The organism is Methyloceanibacter caenitepidi, assembly GCF_000828475.1.
GTDB lineage: Bacteria > Pseudomonadota > Alphaproteobacteria > Rhizobiales > Methyloligellaceae > Methyloceanibacter > Methyloceanibacter caenitepidi.
In genome coordinates this window covers 269799-287626 of the sequence record NZ_AP014648.1, presented here as the reverse complement: position 1 = coordinate 287626, position 17828 = coordinate 269799, and the positions used below count along the sequence as shown (strand labels likewise).

Here is a 17828-nt window from a genome sequence, read left to right as displayed (position 1 = left end):
ACGCATGTGCTGCTCTTCGGATGAGTGCAACGGCGCTCCTTGTACCACTACGTCTTGACAACCGGACCGCCCCGATGCCGTCTCTCGATTCATGATGCCATCCTCGCCACGCTCCATGCCTTGGGTCTCCTAGATGTGCGGTATTGCCGGGCTGCTCGACCCCGAACGGCGCTCCACAGGCGATGCGCTGGAGGGGCTCGCGGAAAACATGGTGTGTTTGCTGCGGCATCGCGGGCCCGACGCAAGCGGGGTCTGGACGGAGCCTGAGGCCGGGGTTGCCCTGGGCCACGCCCGGCTCTCCATCATCGATCTCAGCGCGGCAGGCGCGCAGCCCATGGCGTCAGCGTCGGGGCGCTACGTGCTGTCCTACAACGGCGAGGTCTACAACGCAGGCGAGCTGCGCGCCGATCTCGAACAGGAGGGGCACCTGTTTCGCGGTCATTCCGATACGGAAGCGATCGTCGAGGGCTTCGCGGCGTGGGGCGTGCCGGAGACCGTCGAGCGGCTGATCGGCATGTTCGCCTTCGCGGTCTTCGACCGCAAAGAGCGCGTGCTGACGCTTGTCCGCGACCGTCTCGGCATCAAGCCCCTCTACTGGGGACGGCTCGAGGGCCGCGTCGCGTTTGCGTCGGAGTTGAAAGCCTTCGCGCCGCTGCCGGGGTTTCCTTCCGAGATCGATCGCGACGCGCTCGCGGCCTATCTGTGCACCGGCTATGTGCCCGCGCCGGCCTCCATCTATCGGGGCATCTCCAAGTTGGAACCGGGCTCCATGCTTGAAGTCCGGGCCGACGGCGTCGTGCGAAGCCACAGATACTGGTCTGCGCTCGATGTGGCGGAGCGCGGGCAATCCCTACCCCTGAAGGCGGACGAGACCGAGGCGGTCGGTCAGCTCGAGGCGCTTCTAACCGATGCGGTGACGCGGCGCATGGTCGCCGACGTGCCGCTCGGGGTGTTCCTGTCCGGGGGCATCGACTCATCGACCGTGGCGGCGCTCATGCAGGCGAACGCGCGAGAGCCGGTGCGGAGTTTCTCGATAGGGTTCCACGAGCAGTCCTACAACGAGGCCGACGCAGCGAAAGCGGTGGCGGAGCATCTCGGCACCGATCACACGGAGCTCTATGTGAGCGCCGCCGAAGCGCAAAGCGTCGTGCCGAAGCTGCCCGAAATCTTCGACGAGCCTTTTGCCGATGTCTCCCAAATTCCCACCTATCTCGTCTCGGAGATGACGCGGAAGCACGTCACGGTGGCGCTCTCGGGCGACGGGGGCGACGAGTTGTTCGCGGGCTACAATCGCTACGCTCAGGGCCTTCGCGCCGTGCAGGCGCTGCGGCATTTGCCCGGACCTCTGCCCAGTGCCGTTTCCCGGCTGCTGGCGTCGGCGTCGCCGCAGACGTGGGACGCCCTGTTCTCAGCCGTCCCGTCGGGGCTGCGGCCCCGGCAGCCGGGCGACAAGCTGCACAAGCTTGCGGCCGTTCTGGGCGCGGACGCAGACGACTACTACCCGGTTTTGGTTTCCCCTTGGGCGGAGGCGTGGTCGCTGGTCCAGGGCGCTCGCCGGCCCGAGCCGGCCCCGTTCGCCAAAGAGGTGCGCAGCCGCTTCAAGAACGAGCTGGCTTGGATGCAGTACGCCGACATGGTGACCTACCTCCCGGACGACGTTCTGACGAAGGTCGACCGCGCCTCGATGGCGGTATCGCTGGAGGCGCGCGTGCCGCTCCTGGACCACCGCGTGGTCGCGTTTGCGTGGCAGCTGCCCGACGACCTCAAGATCAGGCGCGGTCAGGGAAAATGGCTGCTGCGGCAGCTTCTCTACAAATACGTCCCGAAATCGCTGGTGGAGCGGCCCAAGATGGGCTTCGGCGTTCCGATCGACGCGTGGCTCCGGGGGCCGCTCAAGGAGTGGGCCGAGGATCTCCTCGACCCGGGCCCGATGGCGCAGGCGGGATATCTCGACCCGGAGCCGATCAGGCTCAAATGGGCCGAGCACCTCTCCGGGCGGCGCAACTGGCAGCACTTCCTCTGGAATGTGCTGATGTTCGAGGCCTGGCGCCGCCAATGACAGAGGCTTCGACGTTGCGGCCCAGGCCGTCTTGCGCGGCGCGCGGCGGTCTGCTGAATTGCCGCGCTATGACTGACATCCGAATAGACGGCGGAGACTTTGGCGGTCACCGCGAAAGCCGGGGGAGGGCTGCGGCCAATCCCGGATATTGTGGCTGAATGACCCCAGAAACATCCGACGGCAAGAGTGCGCGGACGGCTCAACGGACGCTCGTCTATGTAGCGGGGTATGGCCGCAGCGGATCGACCTTGGTGGGTCGCCTCATTGCGAGTACCGGACAGGCGCTGGACGTCGGCGAAGTGGCCATGGCGCCGCTGTTTCTTTCCAAACCAAAGTCCCGCTGCTCATGCGGCGCGAGATTGACCGCGTGCCCCGTTTGGGGCGCCGTCCCTGAAGAGCTGCGCCAGCTGCCGCCCCGGCCGGCGAATCGGCATGACCATGCGGCGCTGCTCCGCGCCATTCTCGAAGTCTCGACGCAGCAGACCATCGTCGACTCCTCCAAGACGGCCGCGCTGCTCGCGTTCCGCCCCCACTTCCTCAGCAGAACCCTGCCCGTGAAGCTGTATCTCGTGCACCTGGTCAGGGATCCGCGCGCGGTCGTCTGGTCGGTCGTTCGCGACCGGCGGACGCGGCGAGACCAACCGAGCGTTTGGCGCGACGTTCTGCTGGCGGCAAAGACGTCGCTCGTCTGGCAGGCGGCGAACGTCGCGGCCGAGCTGCAGGGACTCTGGTTCGCGCCTGACATGATCCGGCTGCGGTACGATCACTTTGTGCGGTTCGGCACGCCACGTACCCTTGAAGGCATACTGCCGCAGGGCGCGCAAGAAGGAGTGACCCACGAGAGCGGCATCGGCGATTACCATTCGCTCGGCGGCAACGCGATGCGGAACGAGAAAACGGTCGTCGTGAGACTGGACGATGCGTGGCGCACGCAAATGCCGCGACACTTGCTATATCTCGCCACGGTGCTCTCGTTTCCCTTTATTGTCCGGTATCGCTTCGGATTGGGCCCGGGTGGGGCACGCTGATGCCCGACGTCCGGCCGCTTTGGAGGGCGCGATGACTTCGCAGCCGGCCGTCACGATCGTAACGCCGTGTCTCAATCGCGCGGACATGATTGCTGCCGCAGTCGAGAGCGTCCGCGATCAGGATTTCGACGGACGTATCGAGCACCTCGTCATGGACGGCGGCTCGACGGACGGGACCCTCGATCTGCTCAAGTGCTACCCGGAGGTCACGGTGGTCTCCGAACCCGATAATGGCCTCTACGACGCCCTGAACAAGGGCATCGCACGGGCGCAAGCCTCCATTGTCGGCCTTCTCAACTCCGATGATGTCTATCGGCCGCACGCCGTCCGCAAGGCCGTTGCTGCCTTTAGCGCCGACCCCGCAGCTGCGATGGTGTGCGGCGGCGCCGACATACTCGAGGGCGCGGCGAGCAGCGACACCGTCATCCGGCGCTATGACAACGCCGACAACCGGAATCTCGATCCGCAGGACCTGCTCCTCGGCGTGCCCATCGTGAACGCGCGGTTCTACCGTCGCGCATTGTTCGACCAAGTCGGCTTGTTCGACACAAGGTACAAGATCGTGGCGGACCGCGACTTCCTGTTGCGAGCGGCGCTCGCAGATGCGGCGGCCGCTCCAATCGAGGGTGTCGTCTACGCGTACGGGTCCCATGGCGGGTCGCTCACCATTGGCGGCATCGGAGCGCGCCGGCGTATCGCGGAAGAGTCGATCGAGATGGCCGAAGATTGGCTCGGCCGCACGCCGCAAATGTCAGCGGCCGCCGCGCGCAGCATGAAGCGTCTGCATGCGCAGTGCACCCTCATCTGTGTCGCCGATTCTTTGCGGCGAGGCGACGTCAGCGACGCGAGCCGTTGGGCCGGCCGCGCGATGCGGTCCAATGGTCTCTGGCCCGTCTCTGCGCTCGGTGCCGTCGGGGCTTGGGCCGTGCGGCGTATGCGGCTGGAGCGGGTGTAACCATGTCGGTGACCGGACGCGTCAGCGCGATCATCCCCGCCTACAACCGCAGCCACTGTATCGGCCGCGCGCTCGAGAGTGTGCTGGCACAAACGCTGCCGCCGGAGGAGATCATCGTCGTCGACGATGCGTCGACCGACGATCTGGCGGCGGTGCTGGCACCGTTCGGCGACAAGGTGCGGTGCGTCCGGCACGAGACCAACCAGGGGGCGGCGGCGGCGCGCAACACGGGTCTCGAGGCGGCCGGCGGAGACTGGGTCGCCTTTCTCGATAGCGACGATGTTTGGCTCGAGGACAAGCAGGCGCAGCAGCTTGCATTCATGGCGCGCCTCGGTCTGGTCGGCAGTTGCACCGGCTTCAAGACGATATCCGGCACCGAGGCCGAAGACGCTTGGCGCCCCTACGCGGAAATCCTGTCCGAGAGCGATACCGCCTGGGGCTGCTACACCAGCCCCGGCTCGACCTTGGTCGTGCGGCGCGATGCGATTGCGGCCAGCGGATCGTATGATGCGCAATTCGCCCGTTTCGAGGACTGGGATTTGATGCTGCGGCTCGTGTTGGACCATCCGGGGCGGATCGGCTTTCTCGACACGCCGCTTGCGGCGATCCATCTCGGCTCCAGCGCCAGCCGTCCGGCGTGGAACACGGCCCTCGATCTCATGCTCTCGAAGCACGGAGCCGCTTTGCGGGCTCGTGATCCCAAGCTGTACCGGCAATTCCGCTCGGGCATCGCCTTCAACCGGGGCGCCGTCTTCGCGGGGCAGGGTCGGTGGCTGGGGGTCGGGGGCGAGCTGCTCCGCGCCTTTTGCTTGGCACCCGCCGGAAACTGGCCGTTTCGAGTCATTCTCGGCCCCCGGATCCGGTCGCTCCTGCGGACGCCCTAAAATCTGCGGTGCGGACAGGTGCCGATTCCTGCGGGGTTGGTCTAAGCCATTGCCTTGTGGGGGAGGTTCCTTGTAGGACAAGGCCCAATATTTCGAACCTTCGTGGCCATTCGTCCGCCAGCGGTCGGCGCCAACAGGAGATTGAGTTTGTCAGATAAAGTCGCATTGATCAGCGGTGTCACCGGCCAAGATGGCGCGTATCTCGCCGAGCTGTTGCTGTCCAAAGGGTACCGCGTCCACGGCATCAAGCGGCGCTCCTCGTCGTTCAACACCGAGCGCGTCGATCATCTCTACGAGGATCCGCACGAAAACGATCCGCGCTTTCGCATGCATTACGGCGATCTGACGGACGCGACCAACCTCATCCGCCTCGTGCAAGAGGTCCAGCCGGACGAGATCTACAACCTCGCGGCACAGAGCCACGTGCAGGTCAGCTTCGACACGCCGGAGTACACGGCGAACGCCGATGCCGTCGGTACGCTGCGCTTTCTCGAGGCTATCCGGATTCTCGGCATGGAGGGCCGAACCCGTTTCTATCAGGCTTCGACTTCCGAGCTCTACGGTAAGGTTCAGGAAGTCCCCCAGCGGGAGACGACCCCATTCTATCCGCGTTCGCCTTATGCCGCTGCGAAGCTCTATGCCTATTGGATCACGGTGAACTACCGCGAGGCCTACGGGATGCATGCCTCGAACGGCATCCTCTTCAACCACGAGAGCCCCATTCGCGGCGAGACCTTCGTGACCCGCAAGATCACCCGCGCGGTTGCCGCGATCGAGGCCGGCGCGCAGGATTGTCTGTGGCTCGGCAATCTCGACGCCCAGCGCGATTGGGGCCATGCGCGGGACTATGTCGAAGGCATGTGGCGGATTCTCCAGCAGGACACGCCGGACGACTACGTGCTGGCGACCGGCGAGATGCACTCTGTCCGTGAGTTTGTGGAACTCGCTTTCGGGCAGCTCGGCGTTCCAATCGAGTGGCGTGGCGAGGGAATCGACGAGCAAGGCATCGATACGCGGAACGGCCGCGTTCTGATCCGCATCGACGAGCGGTATTTCCGGCCGACTGAGGTCGATCAGCTGCTCGGCGATCCGAGCAAGGCGAAGCGTGTCCTCGGGTGGGAGCACTCGACGCCGTTTCGGCAACTCGTATCCGAGATGGTCGACAGCGACATGCGTGCGTTCAGGGGAACGAATAGCTTCCAGCGCCGCGCGATGGGCGAGTAGGAGCGCACAAAAGGCCTAGGCGGCGCCGAGCCGGATCTCACCTTTGCCGAGCTCGCCCGTATACCACTCGTAAGTCTGCTTGAGGCCCGCGGCGAGGTCGTATTTCGGCCGCCAGCCGAGGGCAGCCAGGCGCGAGCAATCCATGACCTTGCGCGGCGTCCCGTCCGGCTTCGACTTATCGAAGCGCAGTTCGCCCGAAAAGCCGACCGCCTCCATCATGCGCTGGGCCAGCTCGGCGATGGTGACTTCCTCGCCCGTTCCCACATTGATGTGCTCGGCGTCGTCGTATTCCCGCAACAGAAAAACGAGAGCGTCGGCGAGGTCGTCCACGTGCATGAATTCACGCAAGGGGGTGCCTGTACCCCAGATCTCGACGCTGCTTGCGCCTTCACGCGCCGCCGCATCCACTTTGCGCATGAGTGCGGGAATGACGTGGCTGTTGTTCAAGTCGAAATTGTCGCCGGGGCCGTAGAGATTTGTCGGCATCGCGGAGATATAGGAGCGGCCGTATTGCTCGCGATAAGCCTGGCACAACATGATGCCGGCGATCTTGGCGATCGCGTACCATTTGTTGGTTGGCTCAAGCGGGCCGGTCAGCAACGCATCCTCCCGCATGGGCTGCGGGGCCTCGCGCGGGTAGATGCAAGAGGAGCCGAGGAACAGCAGCCTGTCGATGTCGGCTTCGTGGGATCCGGCAATGAGGTTGGATTCGATCAACAAATTGTCGTTGAGGAAATCCACGGGATAGGTGGCGTTTGCCAGGATGCCGCCGACCTTCGCGGCGGCCACGATCACGATGTCGGGTGCGGTCGTCTTCAGGTAACTCTTCGTCGCCGCCTGGTCGCGCAGGTCGACCCCGGACCGTCCGGCGGTCAGGATTTCGACAGGCTCCTGTTCGAGGCGGCGGACAAGCGCTTGTCCCACCAGGCCCTTGTGGCCGGCCACAAAAATGCGTTTCCCTGAAATATCCAACTGCGAAGCCATCAATCCCCTCGTGTCGTTCGCCGGTTCCATAGCACCACTTAATTCCCCAAGCCAATCGATACGTCCCTGCGGCAAACCATGCCGCGACACCGTCATTGACAACCGCGGGCCTGGCGGGGATGACTGTGCGGCGACCCGGGCAGGTCGTGCACGGCGTGATCGGCCCTTACAGACCAGATAGTTAATGCACTCGCCCGACTCGCGGCGGGAAGCCCGATGGAGTGAGGCTGCGAAAGATGGGACCCCTCTGCATTCCGGTGATCATGTGTGGCGGCGCGGGGACTCGCGTCTGGCCGGAATCGCGCGAGACGCTTCCCAAGCAGTTCATCCCGCTCGTTGGCGAGCAGTCCACGTTTCAGCGCATCCTCTCGATGATCGCGGACCCCGCCGTGTTCGGCAAACCCGTCGTCATCACAAACCACGCCTATCGCTTTCTCGTCGCCGAGCAACTCGATGAGGTCGGCGTCGAGGCAACCATCGTGCTTGAGCCGGTGCGAAGGGATTCGGGTCCGGCGGTCGCGGTCGCGGCGATCCTCGGCGCCGCGGCCGGGCCGGACACCGTCGTGGCCATGTTCGCCGCGGACCATATCTACGAGAAGCCCGACGAGTTTATCGCGAACTGCAAGGCCGCAATCGCGACTGCGGCCAAAGGCAACATCGTAAGCTTCGGGATCAAGCCGGCTCACGCGGCGACGAATTTCGGTTACATCCGCCCCGGCGCGCCGATCGAAGGAACCGCGGCTCGACGTGTCGAGGCCTTCGTCGAAAAGCCGGACGCCGCGACCGCCGAACGCTATATCGCCGAAGGCTATCTTTGGAATTCGGGAAATTTCGTCTTCCCGGCAGAGACCATGCGCGATGAGATCGAGCGGTTCGAGCCGGAGATGGCGTCCGCCGTGTCCGATGCCGTTGCCAAAGCAAAGACGGATCTCGACTTTCTGGTTCTCGACGAGGACGCTTTCGGGCGCGCGACCAAGAAGTCGATCGACTACGCCGTTATGGAGCGCACTGATCGCGCCGCCGTTCTAGAGGCCGATATGGGCTGGAACGACCTTGGCACCTGGAGTTCCGCGCTGGGCTTCACGGTGACCGACGATGCGGGCAACTCCATTCGCGGCGACGGCGTGGTTGTCGATTGCACCAATGTCCATGTGCGCTCTCCCGAGATGCTGACCGCCGTTGTGGGCCTGCAAGACCTCGTCGTCGTAACGACAGCCGACGCGGTTCTCGTGCTGAACAGCAAGGAGGCCGACAAGGTGAAGGCGCTGGTCGAGGAGCTGAGAAAGCGCGAACGCCGCGAAGTGGTCGAGCACAAGCGGGTCTATCGTCCGTGGGGTTACTATCAGGGGGTCGATCAGGGCGCGCGGCATCAGGTGAAGCGCATTCTAGTCAAGCCTGGCGCGAGCCTATCACTGCAAAAGCACTTTCACCGCGCCGAGCACTGGATCGTCGTGAAGGGCACCGCAGAGGTGACGCGTGACGACGAAGTGCTCACCGTCCACGAGAACGAGTCGATTTATCTCCCGATTGGGTGCACGCATCGCCTCGCCAATCCAGGCAAGATCGAACTCGAGCTCATCGAGGTGCAGACCGGCAGCTATCTCGGCGAGGACGACATCGTCCGGCTAGAGGATATCTACAACCGGGCATAGGCTTCGATTGGTTCTGCAGACCGAGCGTGCCAATCTCTCGGCATGGGCGATACCTTGAGTGCTTCGCATCCCGTTCTCCTGACGTCTGTCCCGCCGGCAACGCACCGGATGCGGGGTGGCCAGCAAGTTGGAGAGCGCTACCAGCGCGATTGCATAGAGTCTTGGGTTGAATCGGGTTTCCGCGTCATCAGCGTAAACCCGATGTGTGAGGTCGACGCGGTTCGATCCCTGAAGCTGCCGCTTGAGGTCGTAGAGGCGAACGGAGACGGCCGTCCAACGATCGCCTCCCTGCTCGAGCTGGCACAGTCAACTGGCGCGCGTCTTTGCGGCATCGTCAATGCCGACTGCATCATGGTTCGGATTCCGGGATTGGCTCAGCAACTCGATCAGGAGACGACACACGGCCTCTATTTCACCGAGCGTATTGATCTTGGAGACCATGGAGAGTTTGTGCCCGGATCCTGCGGGGGATTCGATGGCTTCTATTTTCTGCCGTCTGAACTCGGGACAAACTTCGACGCCACTCTACGGCTGGGGGACCCCTGGTGGGACTACTGGCTTCCGTGCATCGCTGCGCTGCGGGGCATCGAGCTCTTTCGGACGTCTTCTCCGATGCTCCTGCATCTGGCACACGAACGCAGATGGGACCCGCAGACTTGGGAGCAGAATTCGCGGTACTTCCGCGCCCAAATCATCGAGGAGCGCAGTCGGCTGGCCTCTGAAGGTGCGTTGGATGTACTTCAGTTTCCGGACGTATCAGCAGAGAAGTCGCAGGCCATCGCGCTCGCGGTGTACGACTGGCTGCGCAGCCAATCCGAAGCGCTGCACTTCTGCGCGGACCAGGTGGTGAGCTGCGGCGTCGTTGAGTTTCGCTCCATGCGTGACTACCACGCGATCGCCGCGCCGCGAGCAATCAAAAAGCTGACGAACAGAAACAACGTGCTCGAGGACCGAGTCGGAACGATTCGCACCGAGCTCGACGAGCTGAAGCGCGAGAACAATAGGCTGGTCGCGCGGGAGAGAATGATCCGCACCAATGTACGACGAGCAATTGGCACATTGGATCGCATGAAATCTCAGCCGTTGCGGCCGGAAAGCACCAAAGCACCGCTCCTGCAACGCGCGGCCCAACGCCTGCTGGGTTCCGATGCCAGTGGAGAAAGCCCCCGCTCGCTTATCGTTTCATGGGCCGGACTAATTCGCCCCCGAACACTTGCTGTACTTGCGGCTCTGTTATGCCTAGGCCTAATCCTCTTCATCGCCCCGATAGTTACATCGGCCCAGGGTGGATACGTCATCGCCTATTGGCTGGCGGGATTCGGCTGCGTAGCCATTGCGGCCGCCGCATGCGCCATCTCTTTGGCGCGCTACGTCGCGTATCGCGGCTATCGCTACGGGCAAGCTCCCGAAAGTGTACGCAAGCGGCTGACTGTCCTGTTGGACCGGATGCACAATGGCAGTTGATTGAGCTCGGGCTTCAATCAGTCTCTCTCTGATATTCCAGCACGTAGTCCCACCCACGATAGCGGACGAGCCGATAGCCGACGTCGTAGAGCTTCCCTAGCGTCGCGAGCGTCTGGGCTTTGCCGGTCCTTTCGGCGTCGCTGTCGCCGGGATGAAACTCGACGAGCAGGATCTTGGGGCGCAGGCTGCTGTCCACGAGACGATCCAGAACGGCGAATTCGGCACCCTCGATATCCATCTTGAGGACACTGATGTTGTCTATGTCCTCGCGCCGCATGAGTTCGTCGAGGCTGACGCATTCCGCATCGAAGCCGTCGTCCGTATTCTGGAGGTTCACGGCCGAATGGGAGACGCTGCCGGCATTCGCCGGTGCGTGGAACTTCAGCGTTTCATTCTTGCGCCACAGACCCCACGGGCGGAAGGCGATCCGGCTCAGCGTCTCGCTGTCGGCCTCGTAGAACACCGCCGCGGCGTTGTTAATCGGTGCAGGCGCCCCCGTTGCGATAGCATCCTTGGTCGCTTCGAAGTGGGCGATGGCGCGCGGAGTTGGATCCAGCACAACGATCCTACAGCCGAACCGCTTCGCCACCTCGACGTCGAATGAGATGTCTTCGCCGGCCCCCGCCGAGACGACGACGTCGTCGGCACTCAGTCCCGTCTGCGGCAGCCACCAGCCCCCATAATCCGTGCCCAGCCGGATGAGCGGCGCGCTCGGTGGCGCGCTGAGCGCCTTATGCCGCGCTTCCACTTGAGACAAGCTAACGCCTCCGGCAAACCCTGCCCGCTCCCGGATGCGGCGGAGGAGCTGTCTTGGCCTGCGCGCCCAATAGGCGGCGCGTGCCGCGGCGCTTGGCCGTGGAGCGGGATCGAACCCGTATTGCGCCGCCCCGGACGCCCGTGCGCGCTTCCGCCGCGGGTCCATCACGGCCATGAACGCATCGAAGATGCGGGGATCCACAAACGCGGTCTCCGGGGTCCGCCAGTCCGTCATCTTCAACGTGTCCAGCGTGTGCTTGAATTCTGGACGGACGCCGCAATTGCTGCCTGAGCCGTCGAGGCCCGTATTGTCCACCAGCGACTGCGTGGGGCAGATGCAGACCGCGTGGTGCCTGAAGTGGGTATAGACCCAGCGGCAGGCCCAGACGTCCCTTTCGCCGCGCATGCAGGCGCGCAACGTGTCGAGGCTGTCGGCGCCGATCCAATGCGCATAGGCCGCCGTCGCGCTGGCCGAGGAATTGAACTCGTCGAAGTCCGGAACGGCGAAATCCGCTTTTTCCCAGCGGTTGTGCCACGTCGCCCAGCCCCAGCATTGCATGCGCGGGATCGCGTAGACGTCGTAGTCGTAATCCGCCGGAACGGGCATCACGTTTGCAGGATGCGAATACGCGCTGATGGAGAAGACGCCCGCATGGTTCTCGAAGCGATCCAACATGGTGTTGAAATAGGTGAGGGTCGCAGGATGGGTCACGAGGTCGTCTTCGATGACGATCACCCTGCCGTGGCGTTCCACGATCTCGGTCACCCCGCCGATGATGGATTGGGCGAGGCCGATATTCTCGGGCCGTGCATTGACGGTGACCGAGCGGAAGCCGTCGACATTTTCCAGCAGTGCGCGGACGGACTCCACGGCCGCACGATCCGCGTCCGTCTTCGGTCCGTCGCTGAACACATAAAGATCCGTCTCGGACGCGCGCGCGTTGCCGCGCAACGCTTCGAGCGTCGCCTGCGCGTGGTCGACGCGGTTGTAGACGAAGAGTGCGACGGGCGCCGTCTCGGACGTCTGTGCCTTGGCCTGGTTCATCAACGGTTCTCTTTGGGCGGCAGTGCCCCGTTTTTCGCAGGTCTCTTCGCGCTTCGCCAGGGTGCAAATAGCCCAATTCGGCGCGTCACCTATTGCTCGCCGCCGCGCTCCCGCGCGGACAAGATCTCGCGGTAGAAGTCCACATAGTTCCGCACGGCTGTGGCCTGGGCGTGACGGGCGACCGCGCGCCTTCTTATCTCCGCGCTCATATCGGGTCCGGTGTGGCTGGCGGCCCAGGCGATGCCCTTGGCGAGATCCTCCACATCGAAGGGTTGGGCGAGGTAGCCGGTTTCGCGGTGGTCGATCATGTCGGGCATCCCGCCCACGTCGAAGCCGACGCAAGCGACCCCGCAGCAGGCCGCCTCCTTGATGGTATTCGGAAGGTTGTCCGCCTCGGTCGGCAGCACGAACACGTCCGCGGCGCTATAGGCCGTCGCCAGCTTCTCCTCGTCGTTGATGGTGCCGAGATAGCGGCACGCAAACCCGGCGATGGTCTGGTCCGGGGGTCCGCTTGCCCCAAGGATCGCAAACACCGTCTTTTCCGGATCGAGATGCTCGGAGAGATGACCGAGGGCTGCTTTCAGATGGTGAAAGCCCTTGCGGCGGTCGCTGGTCGAGTTCATGGCCCCGAACATGATCACGCATTTGTCCCGTGGCAGTCCGAAGGCGTCGCGCGAGACCTTCTTATCCCTCGGCGCGTAGAGTTCGGTGTCGACGGGATTGAGAATGTGACGGACGCGATAGCGGCCGAAGAGCTGGCTCGCTTCGGCGCAATCGCTGATCCACTTGCTGGGGCCCACGATGTTGAGTTCGGTGTCGCGCCAGCACCGGCGTTTGTAGTTCCAGACAAGCCGATCGAAATCGGGCCCGGACTCGTGCGCAGGTCTGTTGTCGGCGCGGTAGCCTTCGCGGTAGCGCTCCGGATCGCCGGGGAGGAGATAGTGCTCCGTGCCGGCGAAGCCCCAGATGTCGGGCAACTTCCAAACCACGGGCTTGTTGAGCTTAGCCAGTTCACCGATCGAGATCGTGTCCTCGCCGATCCAATGCATCTGGATGAGGTCGGCATCCATCCGGTTCAGAAATTCGGCGGCGCCCATGGGAACGATATTGAACGTCCGGACCACCGGGTTGTCGGACCGCCGGAGCTTGTTGATCAGCCAGGTGCCGCGGCGGGCGAACAGGCGCCGAAGCCGCTTCTTGGGTAGAGCGATAACGCGCGGATCGTCGGTTCCCTTGTGCACGACTACCAGGCGGGACTCGATCCCTTGCGAGAGCATGGCCTGATGAGACCGCCGCGCCCCGATCGCCGCGCCGCCCATGCTGTCGGAATAGCACAGGTGGATGACGCGCAACGGTCTGTCGGTCGCAGATTGCTCAGGCATGTCCCGATGTCTCGAACCAATCCCAGGTGCGCCGGACGCCCTCGTCGAGTTCAGTCGTCGGATTATAGCCAATGGCGCCGCGCGCCTTGGCGATATCGCAATAGGTGTGGAGGATCTCGCCGGCGCGCGCGGGCTCGTAGGTCACGCTGAAATTAGTGCCGGTCGCTTCGCGAATGATGTCGATCAGCGTATTCACGGACGTCGGTTTGCCGAAACCAAGCTGGTAGGTGCCGGCGGCGCCGGTCTCGATGGCGCGCACGATCCCGTCGGTGAGATCGTCGACGAAGAGGTAGTCGCGAGTCTGCGTTCCATCGCCATAGACGGTCACGGCGCCGGTGTCGCGGATGTTTTTGATGAAGGCGGCGACGACCGAGCTCTTGCGGCGCGAGTTCGGCCCGTAAATGTTGGAGAAACGCAAGCTCGCGGCCTTGAGCCCATAAGATTGCGCGTAGGCCCAGCAATAGCCTTCGCCGGCGAGCTTCGAGGCGCCGTAGGGCGACGCAGGCTTGGCGGCGATGTCCTCGTTGATGGGCGGGGGCACCTCGCCCAGAATCGCGCCGCCGGTGGACGCGTTCACCAGCGACGGCACGTCCTCCTGCCGCATCGCCTCCAGCACGTTGAAGGTGCCGGTCGTGTTGATGTCGAAATTGAGCTGCGGGTCCTCGATAGAGTCGATCACACGCGTATGCGCGGCGAGGTGAACGACGGCGTCCATGCCCTTGACGGCCTTGCGCACCGCGGCGGCGTCGCGCACATCGGCTTCCACGACCTCGATCCCATCTGCGATGACGAGGTCGCCGCTCGGGTTCGACATGTTGTCGAGGATGCGGATCTCGGCGCCGAACCGCCCATGCAGCTTCGGCACCAGGCTCGTTCCGATGAAGCCAAGCCCGCCTGTGACTAGAACCCGTTTCATGCTGCGATCAACACCTGTCGGCTGTGGTGGAATGACGTCATCGCTGCCGCACCCACCGTACGAGGCGGTAGGCGGCGCGCGCGATGTAATAGCAGAGGAAGAACACGACTTCGAACACCGGCGCCAAAAGTTTCCGCCCAAGCCGGACGACGCGTCTCGGTAGCTTTGCGTCTTTCGACGGCGCTGCGACGCCGTTCTGCGGCTGAGCCGGCGCCCCCCTCTGCGGCAGGGGCTCGAGGCCGAGGGCGTTGTAGATCGGCCGCCACTGGCGGAGGCTGCGCCAAGCGATCGATGCGGTGTTGGCGCCGGCGCGGCCCGGAAAATGGCGGCGCATATAGTGCCAGGCGATGGGCACGTTCTCGATCGACCGTATCGAGGTCATGTTCTCAAGGACCGCCGGAAAGTCCTGCGGACCCTGTCGGAACGTAAAATGGACACCCGTCGCCGCTTGCTCCTCCACCACCTCGATCGAAGCGGCATCGGTGACGAAGAAGCGGAAGCCTTCTTTCCCGGCGCGCAAACAGAAATCCGCGTCACCGTAGTAATGCGGGAACAAGGCTGCGTCGTAGTTTCCGACCCGGTCGAGGATCTCGACGGGGAACAGAGAGCAGCGCCCGAAGAGGGTCTGCACCGGGTAGAGGCCGCCGTTCTCCGCCATGGCGGCATGGAGTTTTTCGAGATCGTTCAGGACGGGCCCCGATCCGGGCGCCCAACCTGTCGAAATGGCGTGGCCGCTGGCGGCATCCACGGCGATCGGTGCGACGCCCGCGCGGCCGCTCTGCTCCGAAATGCGCACAAGCGCCTCGACGGTGTCCGCGCCCAGCAGCGTGTCGTCGTTGACGAGGAGGAAGAAGTCGCCGCGCGCAAAATCCGGCCGCAGCGTATCCAGGGCCTTGGCGACGGCGCCGGTCCACCAAAGATTGCCGTCGCCTTCGATCACGCCGGCCGCCGGGAATTTCTCTGCCAGCATCGCGGCGGTCCCGTCGGTACTGCCGTCATCCACCACGGTAACGGTCATGGAGTTCATCGCCGTTTGCGCAAAGACGCGCTCCAGGCAACGCTCCGCGAGCGCCTGTCGGTTGTGGGTCGGAATGATGACGTGGACCTTAGACACGAAAATCGCAGTCCCAAGTGGTTGCTTCCGGGCCGGATCAGTGCCTTCGAGTGGGTCAGGGGCCCTTGAGGCCTAGTCGCTCGCGCCTCGCGCGGTGTCCCGACAGCGGCGCAAGTGTCCCGCTGCCTAGCAGAGCCCAAAGGGGGTTTCAACGCACAAACCCAATCCCGGTCCCAGTGAAGTCCGGCCGCTGCCGGCGCCTTCTCAGGGTCTTCGCGTGTTTTTGTCCTGCGGCGCTGAAGCCCACCAATCGGCGTCCGAGAGAACATCCTCGATGCGCTGGACGATCCGTTTGGCCGCCGCCCGCGAATAGTGGGTCTTGTCGGTGATGTAGAACGTCGTTCCTTCGTTCACCGTGCAAATCCCTTGCGAAGGGTTGCAGAAGAGGTCGAGCGGATCGATCGCTTGGAGGTCCTCGCTCTCCGCCTCAGCGCTGATCATGTCCCGCTCCCAGTCCGCCCGGGCGAGTTGTTGCGCGTAGGCGACCTGCATTTTCAGATTCGCCAAGAAGTTCTCTCGCTCTGCGTACGGGACGGCGTCGACAAGTTCCTTCAGCTGCTCTTTGACATTGCGCTCGGTTTCCATCCCGGGAAGGATCACGACAATGCGGTGCCCCGCCCGGATCCAGTTGGCGAATGTCTTGGCGTAAGCCGCGCGCAGCGTCTCGCCTTTGTGAGGGGTAACCGTGCCGCGGAATTTCTTCCGGCCCGATTGATCCTGGTACTTCCTCCAGTGAAGCGCATAAACGATGAGCGCAGGCGGCGCCTCCTCGATGAGCTTGAGCGTCTCTGTGCGATAAGCATCGCAATCATCGAATTTTACGGACTCCACATCGACGACCGGGCAGCTCCCGGAGACCCTTCGGTCCAGCGCATAGTTGTGCCTTTCCGCCATCTCGGAGAGCTCTCTCGTCAGGACGGCGGCATGGCTGTCGCCGACCAGGAATATCCGGCCGTTCGGCTTCGACTTTGCGCCGAACACCGATGCATACATCTCCTGCGCGCCTGTCTCTTTGAAAACTTCGGCGAGGCTTCCATAGCGGAAGGCGAAGCCGTGGGAGACATAGGACGCGACACCGAGGGTCAGGAAGACGAGGAAGGTGACTGAAATCGCCGGTACGAACGCCGATGTCGGAACCGCGATTCTAGACCGAGCCGGACGCTCGATGAGGAAGTACGACAAGATAGAGAGGAGAACGGCGAGGACAATGAGGATGCTCGCATCGAAAGCCGAATTCTCGGGGTGCGTCATCTTCCAGAACGAGAAGATTGGATAATGCCACAAATACAGCGAATAGGAGATCAGCCCGACGCCAACGAACGCCCGGGAGCTTAGGAGTGCAGTCGTGGGCTCGCCGGGGCGCGCAAAACGGATCACGAGGCATGTGCCGACCACCGGCACGAGCGTCAGCAGCGAGGGGTGCGGCGTGCCTTGATCGAAGGCCACGAAGGGGCCGACGATCATCACAGCTCCCAGCGCAGTTAGTACTGCGTCCCAACGGCCAGCCGGCCTTCCGCCCACGGACAACTCGACTTTCGCGAGGATCGCGCCCGCCAATAGTTCCCATGCGCGCGTCGGAAGCAGAAAGAAGTTCGCGTCTGGAAAGGCGCTCGAGCCGTATTGAGCCAGCCCCAGCGAGGCAACGAACAGCACGACCATGATCGGCAGGATCCGATCCTTGGCCAGCCGCCAGGTCGCCATCAGAAACAGGGGGCAGATGATGTAGAACTGCTCCTCGAGGGACAGCGTCCAGGTATGCAGAAGCGGTTTCAACTCGCTCGGCCCGGCCCAGTAGCTGTCCTCGGACCAGAACCAGAAATTCGACCAGAACGTCAGGGCGGAGATTGCCGAGCCGGAGAAAGACTCCAGTTGGTCCGGGGTCATGAGGCGCCAGGCAAAAGGCGCGCAGACGGCCAAAACCAGAAAGAGCGCCGGCAAAATGCGCCGAGCACGCCGGTGGTAGAAGGTCAGGAGAGAGAAGCCGCCGGCGGCAAGTTCGCGAAGAATGATCGAGGTGATTAGGTACCCGGAAATAACGAAGAATATATCGACGCCCAGGTATCCGCCCGCGAGCACTGGCGCTGCCTGCAGTGTGAATTCGGCGTGGTAGATCACGACGGCCGAAACGGCCAGCGCCCTTAGACCGTCGATTTCCGGCCGATATTTCAGTGGCGATGTATTCTGCATCCCGTCCCGCAGCAAGTCGCCGCCCGCCTGCACCCCGACCGCCGGCCTGAACCGCACCGGCGGCTGCCGAAGTCGTTACCACAATCCCTGTCCGCTATTGCGGCGGGACGTTGCAGTCAACCGGCTTGCGCCGTATGGCTTGCCGCAAACTCGTTGCGCAAATGCGCACACCGGGGTT

The 17828-nt window shown here is 63.7% G+C and carries 13 protein-coding genes; 7 read left to right on the top strand and 6 right to left on the bottom strand.

Going from position 1 to position 17828, the window contains the following annotated elements:
- Positions 1-133: 133 nt before the first annotated feature.
- The 5 genes from asnB (at position 134) to gmd (ending at position 6150) form a co-directional block, all read left to right on the top strand.
- Positions 134-2059: an asparagine synthase (glutamine-hydrolyzing) gene (gene asnB, locus GL4_RS01305; protein ID WP_045363684.1), complete on the top strand. Its 1926-nt coding sequence runs from the start codon at positions 134-136 to the stop codon at positions 2057-2059.
- Positions 2060-2217: 158 nt separating this feature from the next.
- A complete protein-coding gene (locus tag GL4_RS01300; protein ID WP_045363682.1) occupies positions 2218-3087 on the top strand; it encodes a sulfotransferase family protein in 870 nt (289 codons plus the stop codon).
- 31 nt (positions 3088-3118) lie between these two features.
- Positions 3119-4042: a glycosyltransferase family 2 protein gene (locus tag GL4_RS16480; protein WP_052464031.1), complete on the top strand. Its 924-nt coding sequence runs from the start codon at positions 3119-3121 to the stop codon at positions 4040-4042.
- Positions 4043-4044: 2 nt separating this feature from the next.
- Positions 4045-4926 (top strand): glycosyltransferase family 2 protein, encoded by an 882-nt coding sequence (locus tag GL4_RS01290; RefSeq protein ID WP_052464030.1) that lies wholly within the window; start codon positions 4045-4047, stop codon positions 4924-4926.
- Between the two features lie 147 nt (positions 4927-5073).
- Positions 5074-6150 (top strand): GDP-mannose 4,6-dehydratase, encoded by a 1077-nt coding sequence (gene gmd, locus GL4_RS01285; RefSeq protein WP_045363680.1) that lies wholly within the window; start codon positions 5074-5076, stop codon positions 6148-6150.
- 15 nt (positions 6151-6165) lie between these two features.
- Here the strand turns inward: gmd and GL4_RS01280 are convergent, their stop codons facing one another.
- A complete protein-coding gene (locus GL4_RS01280) occupies positions 6166-7134 on the bottom strand; it encodes a GDP-L-fucose synthase family protein (protein ID WP_045369191.1) in 969 nt (322 codons plus the stop codon).
- A gap of 236 nt (positions 7135-7370) precedes the next feature.
- Between GL4_RS01280 and GL4_RS01275 the strand changes: the two genes are divergently transcribed.
- Together GL4_RS01275 and GL4_RS01270 are read left to right on the top strand one after the other, a co-directional pair.
- The gene (locus tag GL4_RS01275; RefSeq protein WP_045363679.1) at positions 7371-8786 is read left to right on the top strand and encodes a mannose-1-phosphate guanylyltransferase/mannose-6-phosphate isomerase; all 1416 of its coding nucleotides are present in this window, start codon (positions 7371-7373) and stop codon (positions 8784-8786) included.
- Positions 8787-8828: 42 nt separating this feature from the next.
- The gene (locus GL4_RS01270) at positions 8829-10250 is read left to right on the top strand and encodes a hypothetical protein (protein WP_045363676.1); all 1422 of its coding nucleotides are present in this window, start codon (positions 8829-8831) and stop codon (positions 10248-10250) included.
- A 13-nt stretch (positions 10251-10263) separates the two neighbouring features.
- On the opposite strand, the gene GL4_RS16475 is transcribed toward GL4_RS01270, so the two are convergent.
- The 5 genes from GL4_RS16475 to GL4_RS01245 all read right to left on the bottom strand — a co-directional run bounded on the left by GL4_RS16475 (position 10264) and on the right by GL4_RS01245 (position 17707).
- Positions 10264-12051 carry an FkbM family methyltransferase gene (locus GL4_RS16475; RefSeq protein ID WP_052464029.1) on the bottom strand — a complete coding sequence of 596 codons (1788 nt, stop codon included), beginning with the start codon at positions 12049-12051 and terminating at the stop codon, positions 10264-10266.
- Positions 12052-12140: 89 nt separating this feature from the next.
- Entirely contained in the window at positions 12141-13433 is a 1293-nt protein-coding gene (locus GL4_RS01260; protein WP_052464028.1) for a glycosyltransferase, read from the bottom strand.
- Positions 13426-14349 (bottom strand): NAD-dependent epimerase/dehydratase family protein, encoded by a 924-nt coding sequence (locus tag GL4_RS01255; RefSeq protein ID WP_045363673.1) that lies wholly within the window; start codon positions 14347-14349, stop codon positions 13426-13428. The genes GL4_RS01260 and GL4_RS01255 overlap by 8 nt, the downstream gene beginning before the upstream one ends.
- A gap of 37 nt (positions 14350-14386) precedes the next feature.
- Entirely contained in the window at positions 14387-15463 is a 1077-nt protein-coding gene (locus GL4_RS01250) for a glycosyltransferase family 2 protein (RefSeq protein ID WP_045363670.1), read from the bottom strand.
- A 204-nt stretch (positions 15464-15667) separates the two neighbouring features.
- A complete protein-coding gene (locus tag GL4_RS01245; RefSeq protein ID WP_052464027.1) occupies positions 15668-17707 on the bottom strand; it encodes an acyltransferase family protein in 2040 nt (679 codons plus the stop codon).
- Positions 17708-17828: the final 121 nt, after the last annotated feature.

Excerpts from the sequence above, each read along its gene's own strand:
- asnB (WP_045363684.1), top strand. The coding sequence starts at position 134 with ATGTGCGGTATTGCCGGGCTGCTCGACCCCGAACGGCGCTCCACAGGC.
- GL4_RS01300 (WP_045363682.1), top strand. The coding sequence starts at position 2,218 with ATGACCCCAGAAACATCCGACGGCAAGAGTGCGCGGACGGCTCAACGG.
- GL4_RS16480 (WP_052464031.1), top strand. The coding sequence starts at position 3,119 with ATGACTTCGCAGCCGGCCGTCACGATCGTAACGCCGTGTCTCAATCGC.
- GL4_RS01290 (WP_052464030.1), top strand. The coding sequence starts at position 4,045 with ATGTCGGTGACCGGACGCGTCAGCGCGATCATCCCCGCCTACAACCGC.
- GL4_RS01280 (WP_045369191.1), bottom strand. The coding sequence starts at position 7,134 with ATGGCTTCGCAGTTGGATATTTCAGGGAAACGCATTTTTGTGGCCGGC.
- GL4_RS01275 (WP_045363679.1), top strand. The coding sequence starts at position 7,371 with ATGGGACCCCTCTGCATTCCGGTGATCATGTGTGGCGGCGCGGGGACT.
- GL4_RS01270 (WP_045363676.1), top strand. The coding sequence starts at position 8,829 with ATGGGCGATACCTTGAGTGCTTCGCATCCCGTTCTCCTGACGTCTGTC.
- GL4_RS16475 (WP_052464029.1), bottom strand. The coding sequence starts at position 12,051 with ATGAACCAGGCCAAGGCACAGACGTCCGAGACGGCGCCCGTCGCACTC.
- GL4_RS01260 (WP_052464028.1), bottom strand. The coding sequence starts at position 13,433 with ATGCCTGAGCAATCTGCGACCGACAGACCGTTGCGCGTCATCCACCTG.
- GL4_RS01255 (WP_045363673.1), bottom strand. The coding sequence starts at position 14,349 with ATGAAACGGGTTCTAGTCACAGGCGGGCTTGGCTTCATCGGAACGAGC.